Below are 15,704 nucleotides of genomic sequence, written 5' to 3' on the forward strand. Positions count from 1 at the left end.
AATTGATAAAAAAAGATTTATTTCACTACCTTTTTTCAATTTTGGACACAAAAATACAATTAATAAATGATTATTTTCTTATATTTGTTGCTCTAAGAGTAAAACTTAATATTCTTTTAACAAAATGGAACGTGAACTAACAATAAAGTATAGCATTTTCGATAACATTGATGAGCTACCCTACGAAATACAAAAATTAATGGAAGAAGCTATCAAAGCGAGGGAAAATGCCTACGCCACGTATTCAGGTTTTAAAGTGGGAGCTGCTGTTCTTCTGGAAAATGGAGAAATTTGCATTGGGTCAAATCAAGAAAATGCGGCTTATCCGTCAGGTTTATGTGCTGAACGTGTGGCAGTTTACCAAGCCTCAGCTCGATTTCCTAAACAAGTTATTAAAGCTATCGCACTCACGGGAACAGCCCAAGAGCCTACTCAGTATCCTGTTTCTCCTTGCGGTGCTTGTCGACAATCAATTTCAGAATATGAAATTCGCCAGAAAGAGAATATTAATGTCTATTTTATGGGGGCTTCAGGAAAAATCATCAAAACAGAATCTATCAAAGACCTTCTACCTTTTTTATTTGATGGAAGTCTTTTATAAATTAAAAAACGAGATAATACTCAATGTATCTCGTTTTTTTTACCTTCACTTTTAATTTCTTAAAGGTTTTCCATTTTGCAACATATATTGGATACGTTCCAAAGTTTTACGTTCTGTACAAAGTGACAAGAAAGCTTCTCGTTCTAACTCCAAAAGATATTGCTCCGAAACCAATGTGGGTTCGGAAAGATCTCCTCCCGACATCACATAAGCCAATTTGTCAGCAATTTTTTTATCATATTCCGAAATATAATTTGCTACATTCATTGAGTTTGTGCCAACTAAAAAGGCGCCAAGTGACTGTTTACCAAGTACCTTAATATCGGTTCTTTCTATAGGCTTGGTGTAACCCGCCTCGGCAAGAAGCAAAGCGTGTTTTTTGGCTTCAGCAATTTGTCGCATTTTATTCACTACAACGATATCCTTACCCTTTTGGAAGATATCCAAATCAAAGGCTTCATACGCCGAAGTTGAAACTTTCGCCATACCGATAGTTAAAAAATATTCTTGCAAACGATTAAGTTCCACATCATTTTTTCTCAAGGAATCTGAAGCTCTGAGTGTTAGTTCTTTTGTACCTCCTCCACCAGGGATAACTCCAACTCCAAACTCTACCAAACCGATGTACGTTTCAGCAGCTGCAACAACTTTATCAGCGTGTAAACATAATTCGCAACCGCCACCTAATGTCATTCCGTGTGGAGCTGCAATTGTTGGTATGGAAGAATATCGCATACGCATCATCGTATCCTGAAAATACTTGATTGTCATATACAATTCATCGTATTCTTGCTCTACAGCCATCATAAATATCATTGCGATATTTGCCCCCACAGAAAAGTTAGCTCCTTGATTACCAACAACTAATCCTTGAAAATCTTTTTCCGCTAAGTCTATCGCTTTATTGATTCCTTGAAGAACACCACCTCCAATAGTATTCATTTTTGAATGAAACTCCAAATTCAAAATGCCATCACCTATATCTAAAATACTGGCTTCAGCGTTTTTCCAGATAGTTTTTGTAGGACGGATATTATCCAGAATAATGAAACCTTCTTGCCCTGATTTTTTCAAGTATTTTTTATTCGGAATATCATAATAATATGTAAATCCGTCTTTTATCATATAGAAAGACTCATTTCCTGAAGCAATCATTTCTGTAATCCAAGAAGCTGGTTCGTACCCTTCAGATTGCATTAAAGCAATTCCTTGTTTGACCCCAATTGCGTCCCAAATTTCAAAAGGACCATTTAACCAACCAAAACCCGCTTTCATTGCATCATCAATACGATATAACTCATCTGAAATTTCAGGAATACGATGCTGAACGTAGGCAAAAAGTGCCGCAAATGTTTTACGATAGAATTCTCCAGCCTTATCAGTTCCTTTTATCAAAATTGGAAAACGTTCAAGTACATTTTCAACAGATTTTGTGAGTTCCAACGTAGCAAATGACGCTTTTTTTGAAGGTTCATACTGCATTGTATTCAAATTCAGCTCTAAAATTTCATTTTTTCCATCTTTAGAAGCTACTTTTTTGTAAAAACCTTGTTTTGTTTTCTCTCCCAAATAATTATTTTCAATCATTTTCTGAATAAAATCAGGAAGAACAAATAAACTTCGGGCTTCGTCATTCGGGCAATTCTGAGCTAATCCTTTGGCAACGTGTACCAATGTATCCAAGCCTACCAAGTCTGCCGTTCGGAAAGTTGCTGATTTAGGACGCCCAATCACTACTCCTGTTAATTTATCTACTTCTGAAACTTTTAATCCTAAAACTTTTATTGTATGAAATATATTCATTATGCCAAACACACCGATGCGATTACCAATGAATGCTGGTGTATCCTTAGCTAAAACAGCTGTCTTTCCTAAAAATTTTTCTCCGTAAGATAGTAGAAAATCAACCACTTCAGGTTTACAATCCGCACTTGGAACCACTTCAAAAAGTTGAAGATAACGAGGTGGATTAAAAAAATGTGTTATGGCAAAATGTTTTCTGAAATCCTCGCTTCTCCCTTCGCTCATAAAAGAAATAGGAATTCCCGAAGTATTAGAAGTTATCAGCGTACCTTCTTTTCGATATTTTTCAATGGTGTCGAAAACGGATTTTTTAACATCTAATCGTTCTACAACTACCTCAATTATCCAATCGGCTTCTTTGATTTTTGCAATATCATCTTCCAAATTGCCTGTTTTTATGCGTTTGGCAAAATTTGTATGATAAATTGGAGATGGTTTTGACTTTAATATTTTTGTCAAATTATCATTCACAATCCTATTTCTTACTTCTTTATCAGTAAGCGAAAGTCCTTTTCTTAGTTCATTTTCATTTAGTTCTTTAGGAAGAATATCCAACAATAGCACTTCCACGCCTACATTAGCAAAATGACAAGCGATGCTACTGCCCATAATACCTGAGCCAATGACAGCAACTTTTTTGATTCTTCGTTTCATAATTTATACATTTTATATTCAAGTAAAAATTTCAAATCAGAACACTAAATATTTTAAATGAAAATATTTGTCTTTCCTCACCAAAGGTAGGAAATAATTTAAAAGTTAGAAAATATTATTACAAAAAAACAGATGCACCAACTTAAACTTGATGCATCTGTTAAAAATGTATTAATTAAAATGAATGCTATGAGAACAATTTCTCAAAAAAGCTCTTACGCTTCAAATTCATCTGGTCATTTACGTGGTAAATATCATCTGAAATCACACTTGTATTGTCATTCATCATTGTTGGAGTACTATCCATAAAAGATGGTTTTTCCTGTGTTTCGGACATAATGCTAATCACAAAATCCATATAGTCTTTTCCTTGTTTTACTAGGTAATTCTTAAAAAAACGACTACTTAATTCTATTCCTCCGATTTTTTCAAGTCTGAGTAGTGTTTCATAAAAAGGAGCAATATGGTTATCTATAGCACTTTGGGGTACAGACTTTCTTCTTCCTATATAATGAGTAATATTTCCCATTATATCCTTTCTTATTTCAAAATCTGTAACCACCCAATAATATTCTCCAGACTTTGTCATATTTTTCACAATTCCAACAAAATTATTACCTTTCTTAAGGTTGTCCCATAACATTTTGAACACAACTTTAGGCATATCTGGGTGGCGAATTATGCTATGAGGCTGACCGATAAGTTCTGCGGGGCTATATCCAGAAACCTCACAAAACACATCGTTTACATTGGTAATAGTACCAAAACTATCCGTTTCACTAATAATGGTCTTAGTTTTATCCCAATCTACCTCTTTATCTATTGGTATTGGTCTGTTTATCATCATTTTTTGTTTTTTAGTTAGAAAATATTGTTAGTAATTTTATTGAAATAATCTTTCAAAAAAACTTTTTCGTTTATCCTCAGGCTCGTTGTCGCTCAGTATGTGTATATCATTGGAAATTTCTCTGCTTGGTTCAAAAGACGCGGCGGGAACATCTTCAAAAGAGAGACTAACCTTATTCTTTGTCACAATATCAACAATAAAACCAATGTAATCCTTTCCTTCTTTATCCATATAATTTTTTAAAAAACGATTGCTCAAATCCATTCCTCCTATCTTCTCTAATTTTAATAGAGTTTCGTACAAAGGAGCTATATGATTGTCAATTATATCTTTTGAAACGGACCTCTGTCTGGCAATATAATTAGTAACATTGCCTAAAATATCTTTCTGAGCTATGAAATCTGCTATTACCCAATAGTATTCTCCAGACTTTGATAAATTTTTGATAATCCCAACAAAATTATTCTCATTTTTTAGATTATCCCACAACATTTTGAAGATAAGTTTAGGCATATCTGGGTGACGAACGATGCTATGTGGCTGACCAATCATCTCAACAATAGAATAACCACTCACATCGCAAAATGCATCGTTAACCTCCACAATTCGTCCATAAATATCAGTTTCGCTAACGATGATTTTCGACTTATCCCAAATAACTTCCATATCAATTGGAAGTGGTTTTTCTACAGTTAGTTCAATATCTTGATAGTCTGTAATCATAACTCATACTCGTCACCGACAAAATTAAGGAAAAAGATAGGATAAAACCTTTTTTAATATCTTATTTTTTTGCTAAAATTTAATGAGTAATTTAACATAATTTAAAGAAATTATTTTCAGATAATCGATTTTTATTCAACTTTATTCATATTATTTAATCACTACAAATAATATCACACGCATCATAAAAAAACTTTACAAAACATTTCTATTAGCAAAGTTTTCCACAAAAAAGATATTTTAAAAAAATATCTTCTATAGTTTTCTCTGATATATTATCACATCTTTAAATTTTCCTTGAGAAAAAATCCAATCCTTTTTGATTCCATAAGAAGTAAAACCGAGCTTTTCAAAAAGTTTTATACTGACCATATTGTCCTCTGGGATATAAGCTATCAATTGGTATAAATCAAGGTATTTTTCGCAATGGTTCATTAAATTTTGTAATGCCTTTTGACCAATTCCCTGCCCTTGATATTTTTCAAGAACAGCAATACCTACACAAGCTCTTTTATTTTTAGGGTCAAAACCATACAAATCTATACAACCAAACAATTGATTATCGAAAGAAGAAATCACATATCTGAATTGTTTTGCTTCATAAATATCTTGCTTTGCATTTTGTATATATTCTTGTAACAAAAACTTTGAAAAAGGAATCTGAGTTTGGCTCACTTCCCATAAACTTTCTTGATTTTCAAGTTCATACAAAAAATTAACATCTTCAGGTTCTAAAGCACGAAGTTTTATTGATTTTTCTTTCAAAAAATTCATTTTCAATTTTTTTACTATACTTTTACCTCAAAATTACCTTCAAAAACAAAAGTTGCAGCACCGCACAAATAAACATTTTCATATCCTTTTCCTTTTCTTTCAAAAAGAACTTTCAAATCCCCACCCAAAGTTTGTAGATACACTTCGTTACTGGTGGTTTTCCCGATATGATGCATAGAAATCGCCACAGCAGTCGCCCCCGTTCCGCAAGAATAGGTTTCAGCTTCTACACCTCGTTCATAAGTACGTATATTGAATGTATTTTTATTTTGTTGGTTCACAAAATTAACATTACTTCCTCCTTTATCTTTGTAAAGTTCTCCATATCTGATTTTTGCCCCTTCTGCATTAACATTAATTTTATCCATATTATCAACCACTTGCACGTGATGTGGAGAACCTGTATCTAAAAAAATATAATCTTTTTCAACTTGGATGACTTCTACATTTTTCATTTGTAGCTGTACTTCTCCTTCTTTATTGATTTGTGCTGAATGCTCACCATCCGTGGCAATAAAAAAAGTCCTATCGGAAATTATCCCAAGCTGTTTTGCAAAAGCCACAACACATCTTCCTCCATTACCACACATTGAGCTTTCATTTCCATCAGAATTATAGTAAACCATTCTAAAATCATAGTTTTCAGCACTTTCCAAAAGGATTAAGCCATCTGCCCCAATGCCAAATCTACGATGACACAGAAAAACAATCAATTTTTGGTCATTTTTAGGAAAATTTCCTTTCCGATTATCTATCATCACAAAATCGTTTCCTGTGCCTTGATACTTAGAAAAATTTACAGTCATTCTTTGGGTTATTTATCAATTAAAATAATCTAAAATTTGTAATACTAAAAAGGCGAAAGGTGATGCAAAAACAAGACTATCAAGCCTATCGAGTAATCCTCCGTGTCCAGGTAAAATAGTTCCACTATCCTTCACATTGGCTACACGCTTGAAGCTTGATTCTACAAGGTCGCCTATAGTTCCAGTAATGACTAAAACGACTGCCAAAACAATCCACTCCCACGTTCCTTTACTACTATAAACAGCTATAATATAAGACGTTATTACTGCTCCTACAAGTCCACCGACAAAACCCTCTATTGTCTTTTTAGGAGAAATACGCTCAAAAAGTTTGTGTTTACCAAAAGATTTCCCCATTAAATATGCAAAACTATCACTTGCCCAAATAATACATAGAATTCCAATCATTGTAACTTGAGCATCAAACTGCGAATATGCTAATTCCTTCTTGTATATCAACGGGATAAAAACGCAACCACCACCGATGTACAACAGACTGATTAACAACTTATATCCATTATCCCGAAGCCGCAATGGTGTTTTTCCGTAAAAGAGCAACAAAGTTAAATATACATTAGCCAAAATAGTAAATAACAAAAATATGTAAACAGAAAAAACACTGACTTTCAGATGAATGAACAGCCACCAAATGAATAAAAAGATTATAAAAACAGATAAACCCTTGAGCCTGACAAGCTTCTTAAATTCGAAAATACAAATTATTCCAAAGGATAAAAATAAAAAATCGAATGCACTAACGTCCAGCATTATAGCTGAAAGCAAAAGGAAAATATAAATAAATCCTGTTATCGCTCGTTTAAATAATTCGTTCACAAATTATTATTTTTTGAATTTATAAATCTTCTAACAGAATGAGATACGTTTTTTTGTAAGTTCCTCCGTAATTCATAATATCATTCTGATTTCTATCCTCTTTAAAACTACGAAGCGTTACCAAGCCTGTAGGTTTTCGTTTGGTATATTTAAAGTTAATTCCTCGCATACCTTCTGTAATATCTTTTACCATTTGGCTTGTTTTGGCAAAAACTATAAAAATTTCTGGAAGTTCCTCTGTTTTCTTCTGTTTCAACTGGTTTGACGATAACATAATTCCTCCCAATGTAGTAATTAAATACTCACAATCAGTTAAATAAACATTAGAATCTTGTATATTCGATGTAAAAAGAGAATCGTATTCCTCAAACATACTTTTTAAACTTCCGTTAGAATAACTTATTTTTACATCTACACCTATCTCTTTCAGAATATTACGAAAAACCCCCTGCACCTCAAAATCAGAAGTACAATAAATGAATTTTCCTCCGTTTTCATTAAATTTGATAGCAAATTGCTCATCAGCAGGTATATCATCATCAAAAATGAAATTAACTTGGGAAACTTCTTTTTTTGATTCGCTATTTCGTGTACTAAATATTTTCTTAAAAAAATTCATTAATTTTACTACATTTTAGTAGTTATACGCAATTGATGGGTAAAAGTACAAAAAAAACTTGATTGTTTTTCAAAATACAATCAAGTTTTTACAAACTTTATTTTTAATTATTTCCTAATATTCACCCTCAGTTTTTTCTTCTTGAGATTTATTTTGCTCATTATCAGAATTTTGCTCAACTACCTGTTTAAAATTTCGAATTCCAAAAATAGCTTCCAAATCTTCCTTAAATATCACTTCCCTTTCTAAAAGAAGGTTTGCTAAAGCGATTAATTTATCTTTGTTATCAGTCAATATTTTAATCGCTCTTTCATACTGATTTTCAATTATTTTAGAAATTTCCTCATCAATTAAATGAGCTGTTTTTTCACTATATGGCTTCGCAAAACTATACTCAGACTGCCCTGATGAATCATAATAAGTTAAATTTCCTACTTTATCGTTCAATCCGTAAATTGTAACCATCGCACGAGCTTGTTTTGTTACCTTTTCCAAATCGCTTAAAGCTCCTGTTGAAATTTTATCAAACATTACCTTTTCAGCAGCACGTCCTCCTAGAGCAGCACACATTTCATCAAGAATTTGCTCAGTACGAACAATTTGTCTTTCTTCAGGCAAATACCAAGCTGCCCCTAAAGACTGACCTCTTGGAACTATAGTCACCTTCACTAACGGAGCAGCGTGTTCCAATAACCAACTTACTGTAGCGTGTCCAGCTTCGTGAAAAGCAATCGCTTCACGCTCTTCTGGTGTTATTATTTTGGTCTTTTTCTCAAGCCCTCCTATAATTCTATCAACAGCATCTAAAAAGTCTTGCTTATTCACGGCTGTTTTTCCCTTACGTGCTGCAATCAAAGCTGCCTCATTGCAAACGTTAGCAATATCTGCTCCTGAAAAACCAGGAGTTTGCTTCGCCAAAAATTCTATATCCAATGTTTCAGCAGTTTTTATCGGGCGTAAATGAACTTGGAAAATTTCCTTGCGTTCATTCAAATTAGGAAGCTCGACGTAAATTTGTCGGTCAAAACGCCCAGCTCTCATCAAAGCCTTATCAAGAATATCGGCACGATTTGTAGCAGCTAAAACAATCACATTGGTATGCGTTCCGAAACCATCCATTTCAGTAAGTAACTGATTCAGAGTATTTTCCCTTTCATCATTTGCCCCTGTAAAATTATTCTTACCTCTGGCTCGTCCTATAGCATCTATCTCATCAATAAAAATAATCGCTGGTGATTTTTCTTTTGCTTGTTTGAACAAATCACGTACCCGAGAGGCTCCAACTCCCACAAACATCTCTACAAAATCAGAACCTGAAAGAGAGAAAAAAGGCACTTGAGCTTCACCTGCAACAGCCTTAGCCAACAATGTTTTTCCTGTTCCTGGAGGACCTACAAGCAATGCTCCTTTTGGAATTTTTCCTCCTAAAGAAGTATACTTATCTGGATTTTTAAGAAAATCAACTATTTCCTGAACTTCTTCTTTAGCACCTTCCAAACCTGCGACATCTTGGAAACTAACACGAACTTCTTTCTTCTCATCAAAAAGACGTGCTTTTGACTTTCCAATGCTAAAAATTTGTCCGCCTCCGGCTCCTCCGCCTCCAGCCATTCTTCTCATAAGGAAAATCCAAAGACCTATCACTAATACAAAAGGGAGAATGGAAAGTAACAAATCAGACAACAAGTTTTTTTGTGTTTTGTTCTCACGAGTTGTTGTCAAATTATTTTCTTGTACAATCTGGTCGAAGCGGTTTTCAAAATTACTCAAATCTCCCAACTCAAAATGATACTGAGGAACATCGTTTTGGATATTGGTGCTTTGAAGTACACCTTTTCCTGGTTTTACATCCTTGTGTTCTTCCTTATTTAAAGCATCTTGCGTTAGGTACACATTCGCTTCTTTTCGATTGACAATCACCGTTTTGCTAATATCCCCATTACGCAAGAATTCCTCAAACTTTGACTGAGGAATTTCCTTTGGCTGATTCCACAAACTTCCTTCTGAAAAAAGATTAAATCCTAATATGACAGCTATTAGTATGGCGTAAATCCAATAAGCTGAAAATCGAGGTCTATTCGTTTTATTTTCTGACATATGTCTAATAGTTAGTTTCTATATTTATGAATTTAGCATCTCCCCACAATCCCTCTATATCGTAGTGTTCGCGAATATGTTTTTGAAAAATATGAACCACAACATCTACGTAATCAATCAATACCCATTCTGCATTGCTTTCACCTTCCACGTGCCAAGGCTTTATATGTCCTTCTGCCTGACTTACAACTTTTTGTATAGCTCCTGAAATGGCATTCACTTGCGTATTAGACGAACCATTACACAAAATAAAGTAATCACACACCGTGTTTTCAATATCTCGTAAATCCATAATGGTTATGTCAGTTCCTTTTACTTTTTCGATACCTTTGATAATATCACTAATCAACTGATTTGATGTAATTTCTTTCTTAAATGTCATTAATCTCTGTTTGAAAAATTTTTTTATATTACAATTTTCTGAACTCTCTATTTATAAAACCGCAAATGTACAGCTTTAAACTGATATGTGCTAATAAACCAGCGAAAAAACGCAAAAACCATTCCAAAATAGTATTAACAAAATATTCCACTAAAACTCCAGACAAAGTTTTCCTAAAAAGTATTTATTACCGACAATTTGTCAGAAAAATACAGCTTTTCAATATTTTTAGTAAAAACTTTCATTCTTTGGTAGGTAAAGAATTTAACTCTATCAAATTGTTTCAAAAGCCAAAACATACAACACAAAAAAAGAGGATTTTTAATCCCCTTTTATAAAAGCAAGTACTTCATTTCCTTGAGCATCATACAGTGTCAGATTTAATTCCTCAAGTTTGTAGGAAGTTACCTTTTCCATAGCTTGGTTGTACTGATTGGCAATTTCCATTTCAGGACATAATTTGGCGGTTACCCCTATTCCTGCGAAGACTATTTTCTCATCAGTAAGCTGCTCAATCTGACCGAAATAATTATTACAGCTATCGCTTCCACTGATGCTCATTTCTGTAAGATTAATTTCCAACATCGGAATGCCTTCTTTTTTCTCAATCGATTTTCCTCCAATGCGAACAGCTCCCCAAATGTCGTGCAAACGTTCATTTACCTTCTTTTTAGGACTGAAAATCAGCATCTCTTTATTTGAAGCATCTGACAAAATCAATTTTCCTTCGTCTATTTTAAAAGTACGCACCTGCGACAAGGCATCAAAATATGCCATTTCGATGTTATCGTCCATACACATTTTGCGTGTTGCACCAATTTTTCCAAACTGAATTTTATTCTGATGAAGTTCTGTAATCGTTCCAAAATAATTGTTACATCCGCCAACTCCGTTTATTTTTTTCTCTTGCAAATGAAGTTCCAAATTGGGCTTTAATGATTGTGTAACTTGGTTTCCGTTAAGTTTTTCCAACGTCCAATTTCCGCTAAGTTCAAAAGACATATCTTTCTGTTTTTCAATTTCTTTTATCATTGTGTACTTTACCAAAGAAGCATCGGCAGGGACATTTTTGCTATCCAATTGTGTTTCTTTGACTTGTATCTTCTTAAAAAATCCTTCCTCAAAAACAAAATTCTCTATCGGGGCGTAAAAATATTTCCATTGAGCCTTATCAAGGTCTTCATTTTTAGAAACTTGCAGACATTGGGCTTTTCCTGCTCCTGCATCACAATCTACTTTTACAGAATTCACCCAATAAATTTGTTCTTTTGAAGTAGAACACGCCGAAATAACACCTCCAATTACCAAAAAAAGAATATATTTTAATTTCATATCTTAATAATTTAAAAATTTGCTAAACATTACCACAAAAAGCATTCCAATTTCGCACAAAATCTGAATTTTTTGTTTTTATTTAGGAAGTAAATTCGAGGCTTTTTTCTACCTTTAATTACAAAAAAAGACGCATTACATTGTGTCTTTGTGTGTTTTAGGTTCTGTTATTCTTTCGTGATAAAAATAGTAAATTGAGTTCATTATTTATTTTTATACATTGTTCTTTTCCTTAGATGAAAAGAACTAAGCGACAAAGGTAAGCAAAAAGCTGTAATATACAGATTATAAGCGACTTTATTTTTTATCAGAGAAATGTTGGAAAGCAAGGCATAGGGTAATTTGACGGGTAAAAACAAAGTTAGGTTTCTAAATCGTTACCTAATGGTGGTTTTAAACATTTTAAGTAAAAGACTATATTTCAGTGTTTTGCACTTGTTTTCATAGCGTATGGTAACTCAATAGAAATTAATTTTGTAATTTAAAAAGTTGAGTTATGCAAGTAAAAAAATCAACCTTCAAAGTGCTTTTCTATCTAAAAAAGAATGCTCCTAAGAAAAACGGAAAAGTAGCCATTATGGGTAGGATTACCATTGATGGTAAAATTGCCCAATTTAGTACTAAACTCGAAATTTTTCCCGATAAATGGGACTTGAAATTCGGCAAAGTCTTAGGTAAGAGTGAAGAAGCTCTTTCATTAAATCGCAAATTGGAAGAGCTGAAAACTCGTTTAGTCAATCAATATGACCATCTGATGAAAACGGATGGATTTGCTACTGCCGAAAAACTGAAAAACAGCTTTTTAGGTATTAGCACAACAGACCATTCTCTTCTAAAATTGTTTAGAAAATTTAATGTCGATTTTGAAAAAATGGTTGCAAAAGATGTTCGTAGCCAACAAACCTTTGCCAAGTATAAAATCGTTTACGAACATCTTTCGAACTTCATTGAATATAAATACCACAGAACGGACATAGACTTTCGAGAATTAACCTTGGATTTTATCAAAGAATTTGATTTTTATCTTCGAATTAATAAGGGATTGACCAATAATTCTGTACGAGCGTATGTAATCCCCATTCTTAAAATGGTTGATATTGCCATTGAAAAAGAAATTATTCATAAAAATCCGTTTTCTAATTATGAAATTTTGGTTGAGGAACGTGATAAAGGTTTTTTACTCAAAGAAGAGATTGAGCAGTTTTTAAATTTGTCTTTCAAAAATAAAACAATTGAGTTAGTTCGTGATTTGTTCGTGTTTAGCTGTTTTACGGGACTTTCATATATTGACATCAAACAACTTAAAAAGAACCAAATTCAAACCTTTTTTGATGGCAATCGTTGGATTCTTTCCCGTAGAAAAAAAACTAGTAATCCTTCCAATGTTCGCCTACTTCCCATTGCTCAAAAAATCATTGATAAATACGAGTCGATTACTAAAAATGATTTAGTGTTTCCTGTTCCTACTAATGTTACCTGCAATCGTTATCTCAAAAAAATCAGTTTAGAGGCAGGTATTAATAAAACAAAATCTTTGAGTTTTCATTGGGCAAGGCATACTTTTGGAACTTTATTTCTCACGGAGGGTGTTCCTTTGGAAAGTGTTAGTAAAATGATGGGACACAAGAATTTAAAAACCACACAGATTTACGCTAAAATCACTAATGAAAAAATCAGTAAGGATTTGGAAAAAGTAGCCCATAAATTTGATAGCTTAGGACAAGGATTTGCAACTTCATTATAATGTAATTCATTGTAAATCATATGGTAGAACAAAATATTTTAGTTTTACAATCAGCCGACATAGAAATTGTTTACAATTTCTGTATCGGTTTTTTTGTTAGGTTTTATTTAGCTTTTTTTTTGGCAATTGTAAAGCAACTTCGTTTCTTAATTAAACCATTGATTACGTAGGTTCCCTTAAATTTTTACTGTTTTTTAAAACCCAAAGTGCCAAAAATAGTATTCGTTCTCGAGAGCAAAGGTATTTCTGTATTTGTAACGCTGCCACAAGGTCAAGTCTTTGGTTTTCAAAAAAATCTCCACACCCTGCGGGGTTGTATTTTTTTGAAAAACCTTGTAGCTGCTAAACACAGACCTTTTAGGCTCTCGAAACGACCACCGCATATTCCGGCTCTTTATACGAATAAAAAAATGTCAATAATTATAAATACAAACACTTTGTTACTATTGGTTTTTGAAACGACTTCACTCTTCCTCTCATTGCCGAATTAAAAATTTTCAGAGATAGAGAGCGGAAAAAGCAGGATGGACAAAACATTTCGCAAAACGCGACTCAAAAACAAAGAATATGATTGGATAACCTACCAAGTCAATCACAATTGGTATTTCAAAAATGCCATTCCTGTTATAGGATACTTCTTTGATTTTTCAGACGTTTAAAAACTTTTTTGGTACTACAATACTAACAATGGCACAAGCATAAAGCTCTTGACAAAACAAGCCTTCGGGCGCTACAAACAAATCACATCAAATAAGTACACTTGACGTAGTTCGGAAGTCAGTGGTCGAGGTTGACTTTTGAAGGTTATTTCAAATCCTCCAAACTCCAAGCGTGAAAACGATACTTATACTTAGTTAGTTGAGGGTGTAATTGTAGTAATTGATAGGCTTTTTGTTTGAGAATTTCTATGTTGATATTGTCTTTTTTGCGTTTTATCTCTGCAAAATCAACGGTCTTTTCCAAGTCATTCACGGCTATGAAATCAATTTCCGTTTCGCCTCTTCTGTCCCAAAAGTTACCAATTTGTGTATATTGCCCCGATTCAATAGCACGGGCTTTGAAAAATTTTTCGAGCTTTTGTCCGCTAAATGTGGTGTAATCGCGTTCAATGATTTTTATGAGTTGCCCATACGCACCAATTTCAATAATGTGGCTGTATTTATAAATAAATCGAAACCAAAAAGTTAGAAAATTATCTTCCAAAGTGTATTTTACATTTTTGGTTTCGCTTTTGGCAAACATCGGCGTATTTTTTCGTATCAGATTAAAATCGCGTTCCATTTTCGTCAGATAACCTCCAATTTCTTTTTTCAATAAATTTTCGATTTCACTTCTAGAATTTTTCCCTTCAGAAATAGCAGTCAAAATACTAAAGTAAATGCTGTACTCTTTACCAAATTCCTCAACAAGCAGGTTTTTCCCCTCGGAGATAAAAATGGAATTTTCATCAATCATTCCTGCAATCATTTTGCTTTTGGTTGTCCAACCGTTATCCATAAAAAGTTGTACATATTTGGCTACACCCCCCGTAAAACTATAAAGAGCCAACAGGTCATCAGGCTCATAATTCGGATTAAAATCCAACAAAACTTCTTTTAAAACTTCTGTTTCAAAGGCTCTGAGTTTGATAAAGTGACTGGCTCTGCCAAACAAGGGTTCTTTGTTATTTTCAAAGATTTTGTACATCAGCGAAACCACCGAACCCGAAACAATCAGATTCAATTGAGCCTTATCCTTGTTTAAATCCCAAATGCGTTGTAAATCGCTGTAAATAGAAGGATTGATTGCTAAAAACTCCTGAAATTCATCAATAATCAAGGTGATGTTTTGCTGATGTGAAAGTCGCACTACATACTCAAAAAGCACTGAAAATGAAGTTACTTCTCCCAAGATAGGAATACCTATTTTTTGACTCAGTTCCTGCTGAAAATCAGCACACAGTAGCATTTCCGATTTTTTGGCGACAAAGAAGTACAGAAAATTTGTGTCTTTATAGGATTGCAACAAAAGTTGGGTTTTTCCAATTCTTCTTCTGCCCGTAACTACCGTAAGTTGTGCATTTTGCTTTGATTTTTCTGCAATGGAAAGCAGTTTTGCAATTTCCTTTTCCCGATTATAAAATTTCATATCTTTATTTTTTAAGAAACAAATATTTCCGAAATGAGTGTTTCGGAAATGCAAAGATATAATTTTATAAATAATAACCTATTATTTATATAACAATAGTATTGTTTTTTCTTGTCATTTTTGGAAATCCTACATACAAAATCAGGTAATTGAATACATATATGTGTATGTATCTATCTACATGTGTATTTTTGTATGTAGATACGTACTTATCCAAATATTTATATACACAAACAGGTAGGTGTGTAAGTATTTACATTTGCAGATAATCACATAGGTATTATCGTATTTGCTTACGTATGTATGTACATATGTAAGTACGTTGGTACGTAGCTACATACATATGTATGTGCATACAAAG

14 protein-coding genes are annotated in these 15,704 nt (G+C 33.3%); 3 read left to right on the forward strand and 11 right to left on the reverse strand.

Translation table 11 applies throughout. The features are described from left to right. Positions 1 to 124: 124 nt before the first annotated feature. The gene (cdd, locus tag CGC48_RS02620) at positions 125 to 601 is read left to right on the forward strand and encodes a cytidine deaminase (protein WP_098028364.1); all 477 of its coding nucleotides are present in this window, start codon (positions 125 to 127) and stop codon (positions 599 to 601) included. A gap of 51 nt (positions 602 to 652) precedes the next feature. Here the strand turns inward: cdd and CGC48_RS02625 are convergent, their stop codons facing one another. The 10 genes from CGC48_RS02625 to CGC48_RS02675 form a co-directional block, all read right to left on the reverse strand. After that, positions 653 to 3,058, reverse strand: coding sequence for a 3-hydroxyacyl-CoA dehydrogenase/enoyl-CoA hydratase family protein (locus CGC48_RS02625; RefSeq protein WP_098028365.1), 2,406 nt, complete (start codon positions 3,056 to 3,058; stop codon positions 653 to 655). A gap of 187 nt (positions 3,059 to 3,245) precedes the next feature. Beyond that, a complete protein-coding gene (locus CGC48_RS02630; RefSeq protein ID WP_041991009.1) occupies positions 3,246 to 3,905 on the reverse strand; it encodes a PAS domain-containing protein in 660 nt (219 codons plus the stop codon). 36 nt (positions 3,906 to 3,941) lie between these two features. Continuing rightward, complete coding sequence (locus CGC48_RS02635) at positions 3,942 to 4,628, reverse strand: PAS domain-containing protein (protein WP_098028366.1); 687 nt, start codon at positions 4,626 to 4,628, stop codon at positions 3,942 to 3,944. A 255-nt stretch (positions 4,629 to 4,883) separates the two neighbouring features. After that, positions 4,884 to 5,402, reverse strand: a complete 519-nt coding sequence (locus CGC48_RS02640; RefSeq protein WP_098028367.1) for a GNAT family N-acetyltransferase — start codon at positions 5,400 to 5,402, stop codon at positions 4,884 to 4,886. A 14-nt stretch (positions 5,403 to 5,416) separates the two neighbouring features. Beyond that, the gene (gene dapF / locus CGC48_RS02645) at positions 5,417 to 6,208 is read right to left on the reverse strand and encodes a diaminopimelate epimerase (protein WP_098028368.1); all 792 of its coding nucleotides are present in this window, start codon (positions 6,206 to 6,208) and stop codon (positions 5,417 to 5,419) included. Between the two features lie 15 nt (positions 6,209 to 6,223). Next, on the reverse strand, positions 6,224 to 7,042 hold the full coding sequence (locus CGC48_RS02650; RefSeq protein WP_026193946.1) for a phosphatidate cytidylyltransferase: 819 nt from the start codon (positions 7,040 to 7,042) through the stop codon (positions 6,224 to 6,226). Between the two features lie 19 nt (positions 7,043 to 7,061). Then, positions 7,062 to 7,661, reverse strand: a complete 600-nt coding sequence (locus tag CGC48_RS02655; protein ID WP_098028369.1) for an LUD domain-containing protein — start codon at positions 7,659 to 7,661, stop codon at positions 7,062 to 7,064. A gap of 114 nt (positions 7,662 to 7,775) precedes the next feature. Further along, positions 7,776 to 9,758, reverse strand: a complete 1,983-nt coding sequence (gene ftsH, locus CGC48_RS02660; RefSeq protein ID WP_098028370.1) for an ATP-dependent zinc metalloprotease FtsH — start codon at positions 9,756 to 9,758, stop codon at positions 7,776 to 7,778. A gap of 4 nt (positions 9,759 to 9,762) precedes the next feature. After that, positions 9,763 to 10,140 (reverse strand): ribosome silencing factor, encoded by a 378-nt coding sequence (gene rsfS / locus CGC48_RS02665; protein ID WP_041991022.1) that lies wholly within the window; start codon positions 10,138 to 10,140, stop codon positions 9,763 to 9,765. Positions 10,141 to 10,461: 321 nt separating this feature from the next. Next, positions 10,462 to 11,472 carry an META domain-containing protein gene (locus CGC48_RS02675; protein ID WP_098028371.1) on the reverse strand — a complete coding sequence of 337 codons (1,011 nt, stop codon included), beginning with the start codon at positions 11,470 to 11,472 and terminating at the stop codon, positions 10,462 to 10,464. A 496-nt stretch (positions 11,473 to 11,968) separates the two neighbouring features. Between CGC48_RS02675 and CGC48_RS02680 the strand changes: the two genes are divergently transcribed. Both CGC48_RS02680 and CGC48_RS11895 read left to right on the forward strand, forming a co-directional pair. Then, complete coding sequence (locus tag CGC48_RS02680; RefSeq protein ID WP_098028372.1) at positions 11,969 to 13,216, forward strand: site-specific integrase; 1,248 nt, start codon at positions 11,969 to 11,971, stop codon at positions 13,214 to 13,216. 524 nt (positions 13,217 to 13,740) lie between these two features. Next, on the forward strand, positions 13,741 to 13,875 hold the full coding sequence (locus CGC48_RS11895) for a hypothetical protein (protein ID WP_262482365.1): 135 nt from the start codon (positions 13,741 to 13,743) through the stop codon (positions 13,873 to 13,875). A gap of 145 nt (positions 13,876 to 14,020) precedes the next feature. Here the strand turns inward: CGC48_RS11895 and CGC48_RS02690 are convergent, their stop codons facing one another. Next, positions 14,021 to 15,343, reverse strand: a complete 1,323-nt coding sequence (locus CGC48_RS02690; RefSeq protein WP_098028374.1) for an ATP-binding protein — start codon at positions 15,341 to 15,343, stop codon at positions 14,021 to 14,023. Between the last annotated feature and the right edge of the window lie 361 nt (positions 15,344 to 15,704).

The organism is Capnocytophaga cynodegmi (genome assembly GCF_002302475.1).
Taxonomy (GTDB): domain Bacteria; phylum Bacteroidota; class Bacteroidia; order Flavobacteriales; family Flavobacteriaceae; genus Capnocytophaga; species Capnocytophaga cynodegmi.

Bases quoted from the DNA above. Each gene is read 5' to 3' on its own strand.
- cdd (WP_098028364.1), top strand. From the start codon at position 125: ATGGAACGTGAACTAACAATAAAGTATAGCATTTTCGATAACATTGAT.
- CGC48_RS02625 (WP_098028365.1), bottom strand. From the start codon at position 3,058: ATGAAACGAAGAATCAAAAAAGTTGCTGTCATTGGCTCAGGTATTATG.
- CGC48_RS02630 (WP_041991009.1), bottom strand. From the start codon at position 3,905: ATGATGATAAACAGACCAATACCAATAGATAAAGAGGTAGATTGGGAT.
- CGC48_RS02635 (WP_098028366.1), bottom strand. From the start codon at position 4,628: ATGATTACAGACTATCAAGATATTGAACTAACTGTAGAAAAACCACTT.
- CGC48_RS02640 (WP_098028367.1), bottom strand. From the start codon at position 5,402: ATGAATTTTTTGAAAGAAAAATCAATAAAACTTCGTGCTTTAGAACCT.
- dapF (WP_098028368.1), bottom strand. From the start codon at position 6,208: ATGACTGTAAATTTTTCTAAGTATCAAGGCACAGGAAACGATTTTGTG.
- CGC48_RS02655 (WP_098028369.1), bottom strand. From the start codon at position 7,661: ATGAATTTTTTTAAGAAAATATTTAGTACACGAAATAGCGAATCAAAA.
- ftsH (WP_098028370.1), bottom strand. From the start codon at position 9,758: ATGTCAGAAAATAAAACGAATAGACCTCGATTTTCAGCTTATTGGATT.
- rsfS (WP_041991022.1), bottom strand. From the start codon at position 10,140: ATGACATTTAAGAAAGAAATTACATCAAATCAGTTGATTAGTGATATT.
- CGC48_RS02675 (WP_098028371.1), bottom strand. From the start codon at position 11,472: ATGAAATTAAAATATATTCTTTTTTTGGTAATTGGAGGTGTTATTTCG.
- CGC48_RS02680 (WP_098028372.1), top strand. From the start codon at position 11,969: ATGCAAGTAAAAAAATCAACCTTCAAAGTGCTTTTCTATCTAAAAAAG.
- CGC48_RS11895 (WP_262482365.1), top strand. From the start codon at position 13,741: ATGGACAAAACATTTCGCAAAACGCGACTCAAAAACAAAGAATATGAT.
- CGC48_RS02690 (WP_098028374.1), bottom strand. From the start codon at position 15,343: ATGAAATTTTATAATCGGGAAAAGGAAATTGCAAAACTGCTTTCCATT.